General features: G+C 40.7%; 14 protein-coding genes. 8 read left to right on the forward strand and 6 right to left on the reverse strand.

Features of this window, described 5'->3' with window-relative positions:
- Window positions 1-4 precede the first annotated feature (4 nt).
- The 3 genes from C2M30_RS05335 (at window position 5) to C2M30_RS05345 (ending at window position 2,628) form a co-directional block, all read left to right on the forward strand.
- On the forward strand, window positions 5-925 hold the full coding sequence (locus C2M30_RS05335; protein ID WP_105170920.1) for a DMT family transporter: 921 nt from the start codon (window positions 5-7) through the stop codon (window positions 923-925).
- A 492-nt stretch (window positions 926-1,417) separates the two neighbouring features.
- On the forward strand, window positions 1,418-2,071 hold the full coding sequence (locus tag C2M30_RS05340; protein ID WP_105170921.1) for a hypothetical protein: 654 nt from the start codon (window positions 1,418-1,420) through the stop codon (window positions 2,069-2,071).
- Complete coding sequence (locus C2M30_RS05345) at window positions 2,068-2,628, forward strand: ImmA/IrrE family metallo-endopeptidase (protein ID WP_105170922.1); 561 nt, start codon at window positions 2,068-2,070, stop codon at window positions 2,626-2,628. The genes C2M30_RS05340 and C2M30_RS05345 overlap by 4 nt, the downstream gene beginning before the upstream one ends.
- A 59-nt stretch (window positions 2,629-2,687) precedes the next feature.
- Here the strand turns inward: C2M30_RS05345 and C2M30_RS05350 are convergent, their stop codons facing one another.
- From C2M30_RS05350 to pdsO, 5 genes are all read right to left on the reverse strand, one after another.
- Window positions 2,688-3,848 (reverse strand): IS30 family transposase, encoded by a 1,161-nt coding sequence (locus C2M30_RS05350; RefSeq protein WP_105170923.1) that lies wholly within the window; start codon window positions 3,846-3,848, stop codon window positions 2,688-2,690.
- 535 nt (window positions 3,849-4,383) lie between these two features.
- Window positions 4,384-5,385: a tetratricopeptide repeat protein gene (locus tag C2M30_RS05355; RefSeq protein ID WP_105170924.1), complete on the reverse strand. Its 1,002-nt coding sequence runs from the start codon at window positions 5,383-5,385 to the stop codon at window positions 4,384-4,386.
- Between the two features lie 633 nt (window positions 5,386-6,018).
- Complete coding sequence (locus tag C2M30_RS05360; RefSeq protein ID WP_105170925.1) at window positions 6,019-6,582, reverse strand: sortase domain-containing protein; 564 nt, start codon at window positions 6,580-6,582, stop codon at window positions 6,019-6,021.
- Window positions 6,579-8,639, reverse strand: a complete 2,061-nt coding sequence (locus C2M30_RS05365) for a VIT domain-containing protein (RefSeq protein WP_158683327.1) — start codon at window positions 8,637-8,639, stop codon at window positions 6,579-6,581. Before C2M30_RS05365 ends, C2M30_RS05360 begins: the two co-directional genes overlap by 4 nt.
- 13 nt (window positions 8,640-8,652) lie before the next feature.
- Window positions 8,653-9,378 (reverse strand): sortase-associated OmpA-like protein PdsO, encoded by a 726-nt coding sequence (gene pdsO / locus C2M30_RS05370; protein WP_082428631.1) that lies wholly within the window; start codon window positions 9,376-9,378, stop codon window positions 8,653-8,655.
- Window positions 9,379-9,607: 229 nt separating this feature from the next.
- Between pdsO and pdsR the strand changes: the two genes are divergently transcribed.
- From pdsR to C2M30_RS05390, 4 genes are all read left to right on the forward strand, one after another.
- On the forward strand, window positions 9,608-10,297 hold the full coding sequence (gene pdsR / locus C2M30_RS05375) for a proteobacterial dedicated sortase system response regulator (RefSeq protein ID WP_105170927.1): 690 nt from the start codon (window positions 9,608-9,610) through the stop codon (window positions 10,295-10,297).
- 3 nt (window positions 10,298-10,300) lie between these two features.
- A complete protein-coding gene (pdsS, locus tag C2M30_RS05380; protein ID WP_105170928.1) occupies window positions 10,301-12,412 on the forward strand; it encodes a proteobacterial dedicated sortase system histidine kinase in 2,112 nt (703 codons plus the stop codon).
- A 133-nt stretch (window positions 12,413-12,545) separates the two neighbouring features.
- Entirely contained in the window at window positions 12,546-12,842 is a 297-nt protein-coding gene (locus tag C2M30_RS05385; RefSeq protein WP_105170929.1) for a hypothetical protein, read from the forward strand.
- Between the two features lie 261 nt (window positions 12,843-13,103).
- Window positions 13,104-14,771 (forward strand): amidohydrolase, encoded by a 1,668-nt coding sequence (locus C2M30_RS05390; RefSeq protein ID WP_105170930.1) that lies wholly within the window; start codon window positions 13,104-13,106, stop codon window positions 14,769-14,771.
- A gap of 65 nt (window positions 14,772-14,836) precedes the next feature.
- Here C2M30_RS05390 and C2M30_RS05395 read toward each other — a convergent pair whose 3' ends face one another.
- Window positions 14,837-15,082, reverse strand: coding sequence for a YgjV family protein (locus C2M30_RS05395; protein WP_105170931.1), 246 nt, complete (start codon window positions 15,080-15,082; stop codon window positions 14,837-14,839).
- A 120-nt stretch (window positions 15,083-15,202) separates the two neighbouring features.
- On the opposite strand from C2M30_RS05395, the gene C2M30_RS05400 reads away from it, so the two are divergent.
- The gene (locus C2M30_RS05400) at window positions 15,203-15,859 is read left to right on the forward strand and encodes a Crp/Fnr family transcriptional regulator (protein WP_100912691.1); all 657 of its coding nucleotides are present in this window, start codon (window positions 15,203-15,205) and stop codon (window positions 15,857-15,859) included.
- Window positions 15,860-16,043: the final 184 nt, after the last annotated feature.

The raw sequence follows: 16,043 nt of genomic DNA on the forward strand, positions 1-16,043 counted from the left end.
GTTTATGCCCGCTAGTTTATGTTTACTGATCGCCACATTTTTGTGGGGAAGCTCGTTTATTGCCTTAAAGTACGCCATTGATTTATACCACCCCGCGGTAGTGATTTTTCTGCGAATGCTCACCACATTTAGTCTGTGCATGCTGCTTTGGCGCTATGTGAAAAAATTTGATTATCAAAAAGGTGATTGGAAATACCTGCTCGGTATGTCACTTGCCGAACCCTGTTTGTACTTTTTATTTGAAGGCTACGCCCTTGAATATACCTCTGCTAGCCAAGCAGGTGTTATTGTGAGCTGCTTCCCTCTGATTGTGGCGTTGCTCGCGTTTGTTATGCTGAAAGAGTATTTATCTAAATCCATCATTACCGGATTTGTTTTTTGTATTGTCGGTGGCATTACATTGACCCTTGTATCGCCCGATACCAGCGCCGCACCCAACCCTATCTTAGGTAACTTTTTAGAGTTTTTAGCCATGGTGTGTGCCGCTATTTATGCGGTGTGCGTAAAGCATTTAGCTCATCGTTACTCACCGCTTAGTTTAATTGCCTTACAAGGTATCAGCGGCACCTTATTCTTCGCACCTTTTTTGTTCTTTGTTGAAATACCAACTGAAATGTCGATAGAAGGCATCGCTGCTATTATCTACTTAGGCTCGTTTGTAACCTTGGGTGGCTACGGTATGTATAACTATGCCATTTCAAAAGTATCAGTATTAACTGCCGCTGCGTTTTCAAATCTTATTCCTGTATTCACCTTGTTACTTGCGTCATTACTACTTCATGAGTTTTTAACATGGCAACAATGGCTCGCCATTGGCTGTGTATTTATTGGCGTAGTTATTGCCCAGCGCCATAAGCCTAAGCCACACGAGGATATGGAGCCGCAAATGGATACCATGCCGGTAGAGGTTGGGAGTGAAAGGTAGTTTTTATTTTTAGCAGTTACTTATACTTTTGAGTGGCTGCTAAATTGTGCCTCCATACGTTTCGAAAAAGCCCATCCTTGGGCTTTATGTTACTTTTCTTTGCTTCGCCAAAGATAAAGTAACCAAAAGAAAGGCGACCGCACTATCAAACTTAATCCTCAAAGCAATTTTGAATTTTTAGATAAGCGCCATGAAGCAGCATCCATGCCTCAGCATGGCTTACTCGACTCGCTACGCTCACTGTCTCGCATTATCAATTCAAATTTGATTTTCGGGTTTGATAAAAGCGGAAGGGAATCTCAGCAACAGTCTTCAAGGTCGCAATTGAGCGAATAACGGTCATTCGCTAACATTCATTTTATTTGTTATTACTTTTGACTTAATATATTTTTCAATATTTTAAAGTTAAATCGTGTTTGAATGAGTTTCTCCCTTACAAGACGGTTTCACTATTAAACCGTTATACAAATAATGCATGGAGTGTATTAATAATTGGAAGCAGAAAAAGAAAAAGCACAAACTATTAGTCAACAAGACACTGTTAAAGACGGTTACGTCTCCGAAGTCGAATTTGAGTCTCTTTCAAAAAAGGTTGATGAACTTAAATTGTTATTAGAAGATCAAAAACTGAATGACCGACTTCAAATTGTTGAGGCTAAAGTTCAAACAAGTATTGATTTGACAGATGATGTGGTTGCATCAACAAGCAACTTAATAGAAGTTACGAATTCAAAAGTAGAACAGACGTTAACTAATGCAGATTTAGTCTTAAGCCATGCATCTTACATCTCTAGTACATTCCTATTTATATTAGGTGGTTCTATTACCGTTATTGGTTTATTGATTACATGGCATATAGGAAGAAAACAAGAGCAGCATACTAGAGAAACTGTAAGTAAAATAACGAAAAAGTTGAGCAAAGAAAGTGATTTTAGAGATGAGTTTATTAGTTCTTTGATGCAACATGATGAGCTGAGGCAAAATATTAATTTTGCTATTGAGCAAATAGCAAAAGAAAAAATTGATGAAGCTAACGGCTCCGCTGATGAAGAGTTGATAAATGCGCTTAAGAATGATTTAACAGATGATGTTGGTGAAGATACTAATAGCAATTTTCTTAAAAAAATTAAGGGGATTTTTACTTGACTATAAATATAGTAGATTTTGAAAATTATAGCGCTACCAAATTATTGAAAAGTTTAGACTTGTACAAAATTCCTGTTGACTTAGATGCTGTTTGCGAAAAGCTTGGAGTTAAAACTTCTCACAGGTTTAAATTTAATTCACATTCAGGTGAAATTAGTGTCGATGAAGATAAAAAAGTCAAAATCTGGATAAATCCAACTGATCATGAAAATCGACAACGGTTTACTTTTGCGCATGAAATAGGCCATTTGATATACGACATAATCCCATACCTAAAAAGTAGCGATGGTGATTCCGAATTTATCGATACGCCAGACACACTTAGAAGAGATGGCCGTCAACATCCCAAAGAGTATAGAGCTAATGATTTTGCAGCTAAGTTATTAATGCCTGAAAAGTTGGTCGTTGAACATGGTAAGGAGTTACTTGCAACCTTAAAAACTGAACTATGTAAGAAGAAGGTGCCTAAAGAAATATTTATAGAGCGAATGGCATCAAAATTCAAAGTATCGCAACAAGCTATGAAAATCAGGCTGGAAGTGATAGGTATTTTGTAAATTCGTATAACAAGCTCCTGTTAGGCGGGCGTTACCACCGTCCGCTTTTGGCTGTGAGATCAACCGATGGACGCAACACATTGATTAAATATCTCTGCCGGTGATGCATAGTTTAGCGTCTTTCTTGGTCTCTCGTTTAACTGTCTTGCTACTTGACTTAACTTTTGTTGGCTATGCACACTCAAATCACTTCCTTTGGGGAAGTATTGTCTAAGCAATCTGTTCGTATTTTCATTAGAGCCTCTCTGCCAAGGAGACTTAGGATCACATAAATAAATCTGTATATCTGTGGCTAAGGTGAAATGTTTATGGTTAGTCATCTCAGAGCCTCTATCCCAAGTAAGCGTTTTATAAAGCTCTGAAGGTAACCTACGAGCTTGCTTAATCAATGCTGAGATTACTGTAGCTGTTTTATTATCAGACACTTTAGCTAGCATAACATAGCGAGAATGACGCTCAACTAATGTGGCAATGAATGTGTTATTACAGCCTTGGATTAAGTCACCTTCCCAATGACCAGGCACTGCTCTGTCTTCAGCTTCTACAGGGCGCTCACTAATTGAAACTGCATCATTTATTCTTCCTATTCCTTTACCTTTTAATGAAGTCGTTCTCGATTTTCTTACAACGCGCTTTGTTCTCAAACACTTTTGAAGCTCCTTTTTCAAAGCGCCTCTTGTTTGGATATATAAGGTTTTATAGATTGTTTCGTGCGACACCTGCATTTCCTGGTTGTTTGCATATCTTCGTTTCAGCCAACCTGATATCTGTTGCGGCGACCATGCTCGTTTTAGCTTTTGAGCAATGACGTAACACAGTTCAGGCTTATTTTTAAGCATACACTCCTTTGGCCTTTTGGCATTCTCCCAAGCGGCAGCATCAGCTTTGTTTGCTCTGTAATGTTTTGACCCTCCATGCCTTTTAACTTCACGACTAATTGAAGAAGGTGCTCGAGAAAGCCTTCGTGCTATTTCCCTTAAAGATAAATTGGCAGCTAGACCTCTGGAGATTTCTTCTCGTTCGCTCAGTGATAATGAGCTGGGATGCCTTTTGCGTTCAGGAGGTCGAAAACCCCCAGTAGCATATATGGTTGGAAGGATAGAAGAATGGGAACGCTCGAACATTCGAGCAATATCATTCAGAGAGTCACCTTGTTTATAGCGATCCCATATTAACGATTTTTGCTCTGGTGAATAATAAATTCGTTTTCTTTGTTTCATAACAACGTACCCCCTTATTTAAGGATAGCGTTGCATCGACCAATTGATCTCACAGCACTAACCTGCCATTGAGTCAGGTATTTAGGTTCACTCCTTCACCCCTTAATCAAACCTGAAAATACAATTTAAATGAATAATGCGAGACAGGGAGCGAAGCGGTCGAGCAAGCCATGTACAACAGGGACGTTGCTTCATGGCGTTTATGTTCACATTTAAATTGTGTTTGAAGAATCAGTTTGATTTTGGGGCGCCGAGGGATTCCAAAAGGAGGCCGGCGCTTTTGAGGTTAACGTTAAAATTCTTCCTTGAAGCTGTGTTACATCGGTCATCCCTGACCTCATTTCAAAGCACTGCGAAACTTCGTTTCGGTTGCTTTTCATCTTTGGCTGCCGTCGCCAGCACGACAAACATAGCAAAATTCATCTCGTTGCTTTAGGTGAAGAATTACTCTTTTCTATAAATTTCCCATCAAACTAAGTCCGATACGATAGAGTTACAAACCTCAACTTAAACAAACTACTACTTAAACATTAAACTAACGACTTAATTCGCTTAATGCTCGTTTTATATCTTTTTGAGTGGAGCGAACATCGCTAAGGGTCAGTGCGTTTTGATAAGTACTTTTAGCTTTATTATTGTCGTCTAGCGATCGATACAATTCACCTAGCACCATTAAATATTCTATATGTTGCTTGTCATTCACCTGCTCTTTACTTAACAAGTGTTCCATTGCATCAACCGCAAGTTGTTTATCACCATGTTGTTGCAATGCGAGATAAGCTGCTGATAAACAAGTATCTCGCCAAGTTGGTAACCGCTCAGGGATCACTTGCGCGATTTGGCACCCTTTTACAAATAAACGCTGTGCTTGCGCTTTAGCTGAGAACGTCCACAATAAATTTGCCGCTCTATGGATCAATGCAACATTTTGTGGGTAGTTTTGACTAACTAGTTCAACAGTTTGTAATGCGAGCTTTTTATTTTGCGTATTTTGAAGGTAATCCATTAACGCCAAATTGTAGTAATGTGTATCCAGCTCTTTTAGTTTATCGACAATCACTTTCGAATCTTTTTTCTCGGAATCCCAAAAACTACTTTCGATCGCTAACGCCTTTGCAGCAGCTACTAAATATTTAGGGTTTTCGGGTGCTAACTCGGCAGCATTAATAAAATGCGTATTAGATTTTTTCACTAAACCAAGTTTATTGAAAAGGTTCGACTGCTCTTTAATTTGATACCATAATTCACCCGCCATAAAATGCACCTCGGCACTATCTGGATTGTTTTCAATTAGGGCGTTTAACAGTGTTTCTTTGTTATCAAGATTTTGTGCAACGGCAACAGCGACCGTCATTATTTCGCTATTAAGATTCTTTTCCTGTTGAGCGGCGAGTAACTCTGAGACTAGATCATATTGACGATTATAAAAAGCGCTTTCAAGTTTTGAAGTTCGTAGGTCTGTTTGTTGTGCTTGCGTGATTACACTCAGCATTATAAGTAGCCCATAACTAGCGCGAATAATTAAATTGGTAAGCATCTCTTTTCCTTAAGGCTCAACAAAGTGCTCTAAACACACAAGCAACTACTCCGTTGTCTCATAAATTAACAGCAGCCACATAGACAGTGTGCAACTCAACCTTAACATCTTTATTACGGATTAAAAAAGATACAATAGTATTGTTTTCATTACCTCTTAAACGTCTTGTGAAAAATGATATTCAGGTTCACTCCTTCACCCATTAATCAAACCTGAAAATACAAATTAAATGAATAATGCGAGACAGGGAGCGAAGCGGTCGAGCAAGCCATGTAGGCATGGGTGAATAGCGTCTTGAGACGAACGAAGTTCGGTTAGCTATGAACGCGAGAAAAGGACTTCGAGCTGGAAAGCGTACAAGGATGTTTAGCGCGTTGATTCATGGCGTTTATGTTCACATTTAAATTTTGTTTGAAGAATCAGTTTGATTTTGGGGCGCCGAGGGATTCCAAAGGGAGGCCGGCGTTAGCCTCCCTTTGGCTGCCGTCGCCAGCGCGACAAATATGCGTTCTATTTTGCATTACAGCTAATAATTAGCTTCCCAGTCAGAGCTCTGAGATCCTGAAACAAGTTCAGTAATACAGTATTTTGCACCTTGGCTTTCCGCAGTCTTTGTGTCGCATGCCGCAAAATCTAAATCACTGGCTCTGCCACTACCACTACCCTTCCCTCTGGCACTAAATCCAAACTATTTCGTCGCTCACAGGTGATCAGCACTAAATACCTTTCTAATCCTAATAGCCAGTTTGAATCTCGGTAATCAACATGCAATTTATTAACTACTTTAAAGTGTTGCTGCCCTTTACCTTGTGCTTGGTAGCTAATTTGCTCGCCGAGCTTTAACTCTTTAACAAAGCTAAAGTGGGTGTCGTTATGTGCGGCAACTAAGATATTGTTACTTGGGTGATGCCAAATACCGGGGGCAAACGCAAGGTTGCGGTTGCTTGCTTCATTAAGCACAATTTGCGAAATACCTCTGTTTTCAATAATAAGTTCACCAACTGGATAACCATCGGCGTAGTACCATGCTTTTTGCTGGCGATTGGCATCCGTTTTATTTTCTTGCCACGCCTGCCACAGTAAAAACTGAGCAAGTTGCGCTTTGCCATAGACATAGCTTGATTTAAACACTAAGACAAAACCTAACATCGCAATACAAAGCGCCAAAAGGCGTAACAATTTACGCCTACTCTTCATTTTTCTGCGTCCTCTTTTTGTCCCCAAAGGGCTAATAAAAAACCACCGACTAACAATAAAATACCTAACCAAAGCAAACGGTCGTTATTGCCTGATGTTTGAGGCATCGCACTACCTTGCGGCAGCATATTTGGCGCTTCGAACGATTTATTGGCAACATCACCAAAGTATTCTTCCACCGCGATAAAGGCTGTGTATGGTGTTAATAATCCATGGCGAATGCCAAGCTTCGTTATTTCAGCTTTATCCTGTACTAAATCTAGCGTGTTAATGTGTTCTTTGGCGTAAGCGCGGGCGATGCCTTTTGCAGCTATCGCATTTTCAAGCGAAACCCGTTTTAAGAACTTACCATTTACACCGTCACCTGCTATCTGCACCGCTTGAGCCGGTTGTGCTAATTTAAAATAAGCCACCAGCGGCGATGAAAAATACAGATCAGCCGTCGGTAAGCTATCTAAAAGTGGTAAGCCCATATCATTTAACACGCGAATATTCTGAAGTGCTGGGTTACTCAACTTGTCACTTAACAGCGACACTTCGCTTGCTATGTTCTCTAAATTATTAATAAACAAAGTCTCACCTTTGCCATGCTTGGCTAATAAGCGCATTAAATGACTATTCGGGGCACTGCCAATAGCTATGGTAAAGAGCTTACTATCGGCACGGCGATTTTTTACTAAGCCCTTAACTGATTCAGCATCGGCGACCGCACCATCGGTTAATAACACCACTTGGCGTACTCGCGTTTCATCAAATTGACCGTCAAAACTAGCTGCTAACGCACTATTTATTTCGGTGCCGCCGTCAGCTTCTAACCCTGCAACAAAACGTTTAGCCGCTTGCAGCTGTGAATACGTTGCCGCGACGGATCCACGCTGAAACAATTCAACTTCATGATCAAATGCCACAATATTAAAGAGATCATCTGTACCGAGTTTTTCCAACGCTAAAATCAGTGCCTGTTTTGCTTGTTCCATTGATGTGCCTGCCATAGAACCCGAGGTATCAATTACAAACACCAATTCACGGGGCAAGCTGTGCGATACAAAATCCGATTTAGGCGGCATCATCATCACTTTGTAAAATGACTCACCATTAATATTTTCATGGAACACTTGCGTGGTAATTTGCTCATTTAAAAGCGGCACAAATTTAATATCAAAGTCGCGATTTGCCACTAAGCTTTGTGGCGCAGGAATAAGTTGATACTGTGTATTTCCGGTTTGTACTACCGACAACATATGACTTGGGCTGGAAATGCTATCGAGTTCAAAACCTAAGTTCACATCAAAATTGATAGTAATTTTGTTGTTTGCATTGAAACTGGTTAACACAGTGTTTTGCAAAAAATCGGGAGTTGGCGCCTCCTCGGCCATCAATGTGTTGGTATTAAAACTGCTTTGCGAGCGCGTTTGAAAATGGCTAATCGGGTCATTTTCATCAAGGTCAAGATTATTAAAATAGCGCGGTGCAACCACTGTCGGTAAGCGCAAGCTAAACACTTCATCTTGATAGGTTAATGGAAATTGAAAGCTCAGCTTAACAGCGACTTCCTGCCCTGGCTCAATATTAGCAACCTTGGTTTTAAATACATTGGCGCTTTGATTTTTAACTAATGCGGCTTTATGGCCTTGTTGCTGGGCTTTTTCATAAATCACCTCAGCCTGTTGTTTTTCTTTAATTTCACCAATAATTTTGCGGTTATCAAGCATCATTTCCATGGCAAACACTGCGCTATTTTCAGGCAGTGGAAACTGGTAACTGCCATTTAGCGTTTCTAATGCTGGGTTTTGATAGACTTGTTTTAATTCAACAAACGCCAGCATGCCTTTTACTTGAATATCAAGGTGGGTCGATTTAAGCACGCTTTGCTCAACTTCCTGCCCCGCCTGATTAGTTAAAATAAGCCCTTGTGCCGACACTTTCGCGCTAAACAAAATGGCCGAGGCAAGCCACGCTACAAAAAGAATGGCAAGGTTGATGAAAAGGCGCATATGCGCGCCTTTTCGTTTACCTTGTTGTTCTTTTTCACCTCCTGTTGTGTGTTTTGGTAACATTACTAGCCCCTCTCTAGTATTGGTTGTTAGCGGTTTGAGATTGTTCTTTAAGTCGTGCATGCACTGTTACACGGCGGTCAAATACGTTGCTTTCAAAGCTGTCTTCTGCATTTTGTTTGGCAATACTTTGGCTTTCACCAAAGCCATGGGTGCTTAAGCGGTTATGGTCAACACCTTGTTTAATCAGAAATGCGGCTACGTTGTCGGCACGTTTAGTTGATAGTGCTAAATTGTTTTCATCATCACCGCGTTGGTCGGCAAACCCATTTAGGTCGAGATAAATTTCTGGCTGCTGTTTCATCACTTCAGCAAGTTCAATCAATTGTTCAGCAAAGTGTGGTTCAATTTCTGAAGAGCCCGAGCGGAACTGCACCGACATTGCTAGTAAGTTATCGATTCGCTGCTGTGCAATGTGCTCAAGTTGTGATTCAAGTTGCTGTTTTGAGGCAACTAGCTCTTGGTAATCAGAGGTTTTATGTTGTAGTGCAACAATGGTTTGTTGCTGCTTAGAGATTTCAGCTTGCTGCTCTTTAATATCAACTTTATCGCCTTCAATCTTACCGATAAAAATACCTACAATACCGCCTGCTACCGCGCCAACCGGGCCGCCGATTAATGCGCCTACTGTTGCGCCAGCGCCAAAGCCAATTAGTGGCTCTTTTTCAAAATCTTGCTCCTTGGCCATTGCTGGGTTGCTAAGTGCTAATGCGATAACTGAAACTAAAAGTGCCTTTTTCATAATATTCTCCAAGAATGTTTTAATTTTTTTAAATACGTTGTTTTGTGTTGATGCTGCTGCACCGTTTGCGTTGGAGTAATTAAAACAAGCTGATCTGGCAATTTTTGGTTTGAAAAAAGGCAATGCGATGAGCAATTGTGGCAAAAAAATGGCAATTGCTCCGATTCTCTATTTTTTGCTCATTTTTTAGGTATAGTGGCGGCTATCAATACGCAATTAACCGTAATCAATGAAAAAAATCGCCATCATCGAAGATCAAGACGCCATTCGTGAAAACTATATTGATATGCTAGAAAGCCAAGGCTATTTAGTTAAAGGCTATGCTGATCGCATCAGCGCACAAGACGAGTTATTAGCAAACCTGCCAGATTTAGCGATTATTGATATTGGCCTAGGTGATGAAATAGATGGCGGCTTTATGTTGTGCCAAGCATTACGCGCAAAAAGCCAAACCTTGCCGATTATTTTTTTAACTGCGCGAGATAACGAAATCGATACCGTATCGGGTTTACGCATGGGCGCTGATGACTACCTTACAAAAGACATCAGCCTTGCTCATTTAGCCGCGCGTATTTCTGCAATTTTTCGTCGCCAGTTGGCGCTCAATACTCCCCAGCAGCAAGCACAACTTATTGAACGCGGCGAATTAGTGATAGACCCTGAACGCATGCAAGTCACTTGGCAGGGCGTTACTATTGATTTAACCGTGACTGAATATTGGTTAGTGCATGCACTTGCTATTCGCCCAGGCCATGTTAAACAGCGTAACGATTTAATGAATGAGGCAAAGATTTACGTTGATGACAGCACCATCACCTCACATATTAAGCGTATTCGTAAAAAGTTCTTAAAAATTGATGATGCATTTGATCATATCGATACCGTGTATGGCATGGGTTACCGCTGGGAGGCAAAATAAGCCATGAGAATTGGTCTGCGCACTAAAGTTGTTGTTCTTTCAAGCTTTTTGTTATTACTGCCATGGCTTGGCCATCAGTATGTGGCTGAAATGGAAAACTTTTTACGCTTAGGGCAAGAAAAAAACTTAGTTGCCACCAGCCGCGCTTTGGCAACCGCACTACACGACAGACCAAAATTATTCGACAGCCAAGCAAGCTTTTTAGAATCGGTTGAAAAAGGCCGCGATCTTTACGCTTACAATATTGTAGGACCCATTCAACTCGACGGTAAGCTGCAAGATTGGCAACCCTATTTACCCCTTGTTTGGCATTATGGCGACGCCTACTTAACGCAAGATAACGCAATGCATAGCGATGAAGACATCTCGTTTAAGCATATGGTAGGCAAATACAAAGACTACCTTTACGCGCAATTTAGCGTAACCGATGACGATGTTGTTATGCGCGGTAGAAACACCATCAGCTTAGAGCGTAACGATCACTTAAAAATTGCCTTTACAAATCTCGAAGGTGAAGTGAAAACCTATTTAATTTCAACCAAACAAGCAGGTTGGGTTAACGCCTTTGACGCCGAAACCAAAATGCCCTTTACGCAAATTCAAGGTTACTTTCGTTTAACTAAGCAAGGCTACAATATTGAGCTGCGCCTGCCATTAACGCTTCTTGGTAATAAATTGGGCTTTGCAATTTTAGATAAAGACCAAGGCGAGGAAAAATTAGCAGAAATCGCCACCTCTAACCTCAACGAGCAGCAAAGCTTAGGCTCAATTTTAGTGCCCTCACCAGAAATTGAAGAAATTATTAAAGGCATGGCACGTGCCGGCAGCCGCGTATTTGTAGTCGACCAGCACCGCCGTGTTTTAGCCGATGCCGGTAATATAAAAAGCGCCGATGGCGGCTGGGGCGACACCATTAAAAAGCGCAAACCATCGCGTTGGGAGAAATTTGAAGAAGAATACCTGCACCCAATTTATTACAAAATTCTCACTCGCCCTGCAACTGAATTTACCGATATTACCCGCGATGTAGCCGCGCTTGATGGTAGCCATATCAATGCAGCACTTGATGGCCACGCAAAATCAACATGGCGCTTAACCCCCGATCAAAAAGCGGTGATCCTTTCTGCGGCCTACCCTATTTGGATTGACGACCAAGTAATGGGCGCTGTAATTGCCGAAGAAACCACTAACGGTATTCGCGAAATAAGAAACAAAGCGTTCGAAAAACTGTTTAATGTGATTTTAGCCATTATGCTCATTGGTACGTTGAGCTTGTTTTTATTCGCGTCCATTATCTCAACACGAATCAGGCGCTTACGCGACGCAGCAGAAAAAGCCATTGATGCACAAGGCCGTGTTACAGGCAAAATTGACAAACAATTTTCTAGCGATGAAATTGGCGACTTGTCACGCAGCTTTGCGAGTATCGTAAATCGCCTTGGCGGCTACACTCATTATTTAGAAAATATGAGCTCGCGTTTATCGCATGAGCTGCGCACGCCAGTAGCTGTGGTACGCTCGTCCCTTGAAAGCCTTGAGCTACAAAATACTCATGAGCCTAGTCAAAAATATATTGCTCGCGCAAAAGAAGGTGTGGCGCGTTTAAACAAAATACTCACCACCATGAGTGAAGCAACACGTCTAGAGCACGCCATTGAAAATAGCCAAAAAGAGCAATTTAATTTGAGCGAAGTAATAAATGGCTGTATGCAAGGTTACACCCTTGCCTACCCGAATAAACACTTCAACTTAGCCCTTAGCGATGAAGCTTATGCACTTAATGGGGTGCCTGAATTCATTGCACAACTGCTCGACAAACTGATAAGCAACGCAGTTGATTTTGCCGAGAAAGAGACAAGTATTGAAGTGAACTATCACATCACGAGTGGTAAAGCGCAATTTAGTATTTTTAACGCAGGCCCGCAATTGCCGCCAGATATGGCCAATCATATATTCGATTCTATGGTATCAGTACGTGAATCAAGCAAACAAAAAGAGCCTCATTTAGGGTTGGGTTTATATATGGCACGTTTAATTTGTGACTTCCACGGCGCAACTATTTCAGCTACCAATAAAAACCAAGGCGTTGAGTTTTTAGTAACGTTTAAGGGTTAATTTTAAAACCGTTAACCCGCTAATTATTAAAAATAAGTTGGTTACTTAACCGATATTTTTGAAAATAATTTCTCAAGTTTTTATTGCGATTAACGATATAAAGTTATTGTATTAGTTGTGAAGTAGATATGTAATGCAAACCGATTCAAACAATAGCTTAAACCTAGCCTCTTTAAATAGCGCGATTATCGTTGAACAAGAGCTATGGCAAGCCGTATGTATTAACTGCTATGACCTTGTTGCTAAAGGTGTTGCTAGTTGTACAAACTCACTTAACTACATCATTGAAACGGCATTGAAGCTGGCTCAACAACTTAATTTACCCGCTGTACTTTGGACAACCAACTGCGAAAATGAGCAAAAATTAGCATCGTTATTAGTTGCCATTAACGCCCAAATTAAAACACCACAACAGTTGTTACATCGATAACCCTCGACTGTGTGACTTTCAACAGTCACACTTAATTTAACGCCCGATCAAGCGGTTCGTGGCGTTAAATTCTTTTCATTACATCAACATTTTTTAGTACATAAGTTAATATGCAATTTGGCGAAATTGCGTGCTGACTATAGTGATATACATACTTAAATTACCACAAGCATGCTTTGCAAATTTGTAATCTAAATCTGAGGTTATTTATTTGTTTTAACTTTGTTATTCTCAATACACACACTTAGCTTGAGAATAACAATGACAACAAAAAAACAATTAAAACGTGCCCTACTAGCAGTGAGTGTTAGCTTGGCTAGCTTTACGCCATTTGCCTTTGCTGATTACACCATTTTCCACAATGCAAAAGGCTATACGCTCAAGCAAAATAAAGGCGTTCACGAATTTTCTACTTTAGTTATTAAAGACGGGAAAGTCGTCGCAACAGGCGATAAATCAATTATTTCAACTTATAGTCCTTCTGAGAAAATCGATGTAGAAGGTAAAACCTTACTACCTGGCTTAATCGATGCGCACGGCCACATTATTGGCCTTGGTAAAAATCAAAGCCAACTTGATTTACGCAGTAGTAGCTCATTGAAAGATGCGCTAAAGAGCATAGAAGAATACGCAAACCAAACCGACGGTTGGGTGATTGGCCGCGGTTGGAACCAAGAAAACTGGCCTAGTAAGGTATTTCCTACCGCCAAAGATCTCGATGCGATAGTGAGCGATAGACCTGTTGCACTAACACGCGTTGATGGTCATGCCCTTTGGGTAAACTCAAAAGCACTCGAAATTGCGGGTATTAATAAAGATACACAAGCACCTAGCGGCGGTGAAATTATCCGTTTAGATAACGGCGAGCCTTCAGGTATTTTGATTGATAATGCAGAGCCACTTGTTTATCAACATATGCCAAGCGTTGATAAGACCGAAGTAAATAAACGCCTTGATGCCGCAGGTGAACATTTGCTGAGTTTAGGCATTACCTCAGCACATGATGCTGGCATTGATAACTTAACTTACCAAGTTTATTTAGAACGCGCAGCTAACAACACCTTACCTATTCGCATTTATGCCATGTTAAGTGCAACAGATAGCGAGTTAACTAAACAACTTGCCGCTGGCAAAAAGTTTGATGATAACGACATGTTGGCGATCCGCAGTATAAAAGTGTACTCGGATGGTGCGTTAGGTAGTCGCGGGGCTGCGTTACTTGAAGACTATCAAGACCGTATTGGCCACAAAGGCTTAATGCTAATGAGCAAAAATGAGTTAGAAAATGTATTTACTCAGGCGTTTAAAGCTGGGTTTAGCGTAAATACGCATGCCATTGGTGATAGAGCGAACCGTGTAGTACTCGACACTTATGAAAAAGTTTACGCTAAAAGTGGCGGTAAACTACTTAGAAATCGCATGGAGCACGCGCAAATTGTTGAGCCAAGTGATATTAAACGCTTTAAACAACTTGCTATTATTCCTTCAATGCAACCAGTGCATGCCACTTCTGATATGCATATGGCGGAAGATCGCCTTGGTAAGGCGCGCTTAACGGGCGCTTATGCATGGCAAACATTTTTAAAGCAAGGTTCTCGCGTAGCGGCGGGTTCAGATTTTCCAGTTGAGTTAGCAAACGCGTTTCATGGTTTATACGCCGCAGTTTCACGCCAAGATAAGGACGGTGCACCAGAAGGTGGTTGGCTTGCTGAGGAAAAGTTAACTCGCGAACAAGCGCTACGTGCATTTACTTTAGATGCGGCCTATGCAGCTCACCAAGAATTTAAAATTGGTAGTTTAGAAAAAGGTAAGTGGGCAGACTTTATAATTGTGGATACTAATTATTTTAAAGCGCCACTGAGCGATATTTACCACACCCAAGTTGAACAAACTTGGCTGGCGGGTAAGTTAAAATACCAACAAAAGTAAGTATAAAGAGCGTTTAGAATTCAGAGTCTTGATACTGCGCTCTGAATTCTAAATATTGAAGCTTTTTAGCTGTCTGCTTTAATATCAGCTGTCGCTGAGTTTTTCTTTGCTAATTTAATTAAGTGATAAATATTTACGAAGGAAAGTAAGCCATTGGTAAAAGCTACCGGCCAAGCTGAAATAGCCAAACCATACAAGGTAAAACAAATACAGCCAGCTAAATTAAACCAACGTAATTTAGTGACATCTTCCATCATTAACGAAGCAACGAGCAATGCTGACGCAAAATAACCTAAATATTCCCAAACCATTGTATCGCTCCGATTCTAATTATTACCAATTTGCTGTAAGCTAAACGGTCCGATAGAATAGCTGAAGGACAATTGTCCAACAGCAAACGCTAATTACTTGTACTCAACAAGCGAGACTATATGTTCGATTACCACTTTTCAAAAACTCTAGTTGATGAGTTACTGTCGTACGCAGGCAACAGCTATACCTTAAAAAAAGGTAAGTTACTTGCCGAGCAAGGCAAACCATTAAGTAAATTAATTTTAGTACGTAGTGGTACAATTTCATTTAGTTACGACGTAGGTAACGGTAGGCGCTTATTGCTAGGGCAACTTGACTGCCACAATACTTTAGTGGGTGAAGTTGAAGCGCTTAATGACAGGCCCTGTATTTATTCTATGACCTGTCAAAGTGAAGTAACCTATAACTTAATTGAGTTAAAGTACTGGCGTGAATTATTACAAGAAAAGCCAGAATTAGCACTCTACACCGCAAAAAGCATTGCTGAAAAGTTTATTGAGAACCAACAAATAAACTTAAACAAGCTGCTGTTACCACTTAGTTTTAATATTGCCAAAGACTGCTTAGCCCGTTACCAAGATGAAACCGTGACAATGTTAAAACCTTACCCTAAAGTAAGCGCTGAAGCAGAGCGTTTTGCCACAACAGAACGTGCATACCGTCGCGTGGTAAGTGATTTAGTAGAACAAGGCTTAGTGCAGCGCACAGAGCAAGGCTTAAAGCCACTTGACGAAGATAAGTTAGAAGACTTTATTGATAGTTTTGCAAGTCGTTAAACTTTTCTCGCAATAAAAAAAGGTCGCAATTGCGACCTTTTTAATGCTATTTATTTAGGGCCTGTTGATCTTTGCTGTTCCATTTTTGTTCTCTTTGAGCGTGCTTTTATCGCGGCGCTCGATGTGTGGCCTAGCAATCTAAGCGAATATCGAGCAACAATGAGAAAAGTGCGCTCAAAAGAAC

The organism is Pseudoalteromonas sp. T1lg24 (genome assembly GCF_002964745.1).
Taxonomy (GTDB): domain Bacteria; phylum Pseudomonadota; class Gammaproteobacteria; order Enterobacterales; family Alteromonadaceae; genus Pseudoalteromonas; species Pseudoalteromonas spongiae.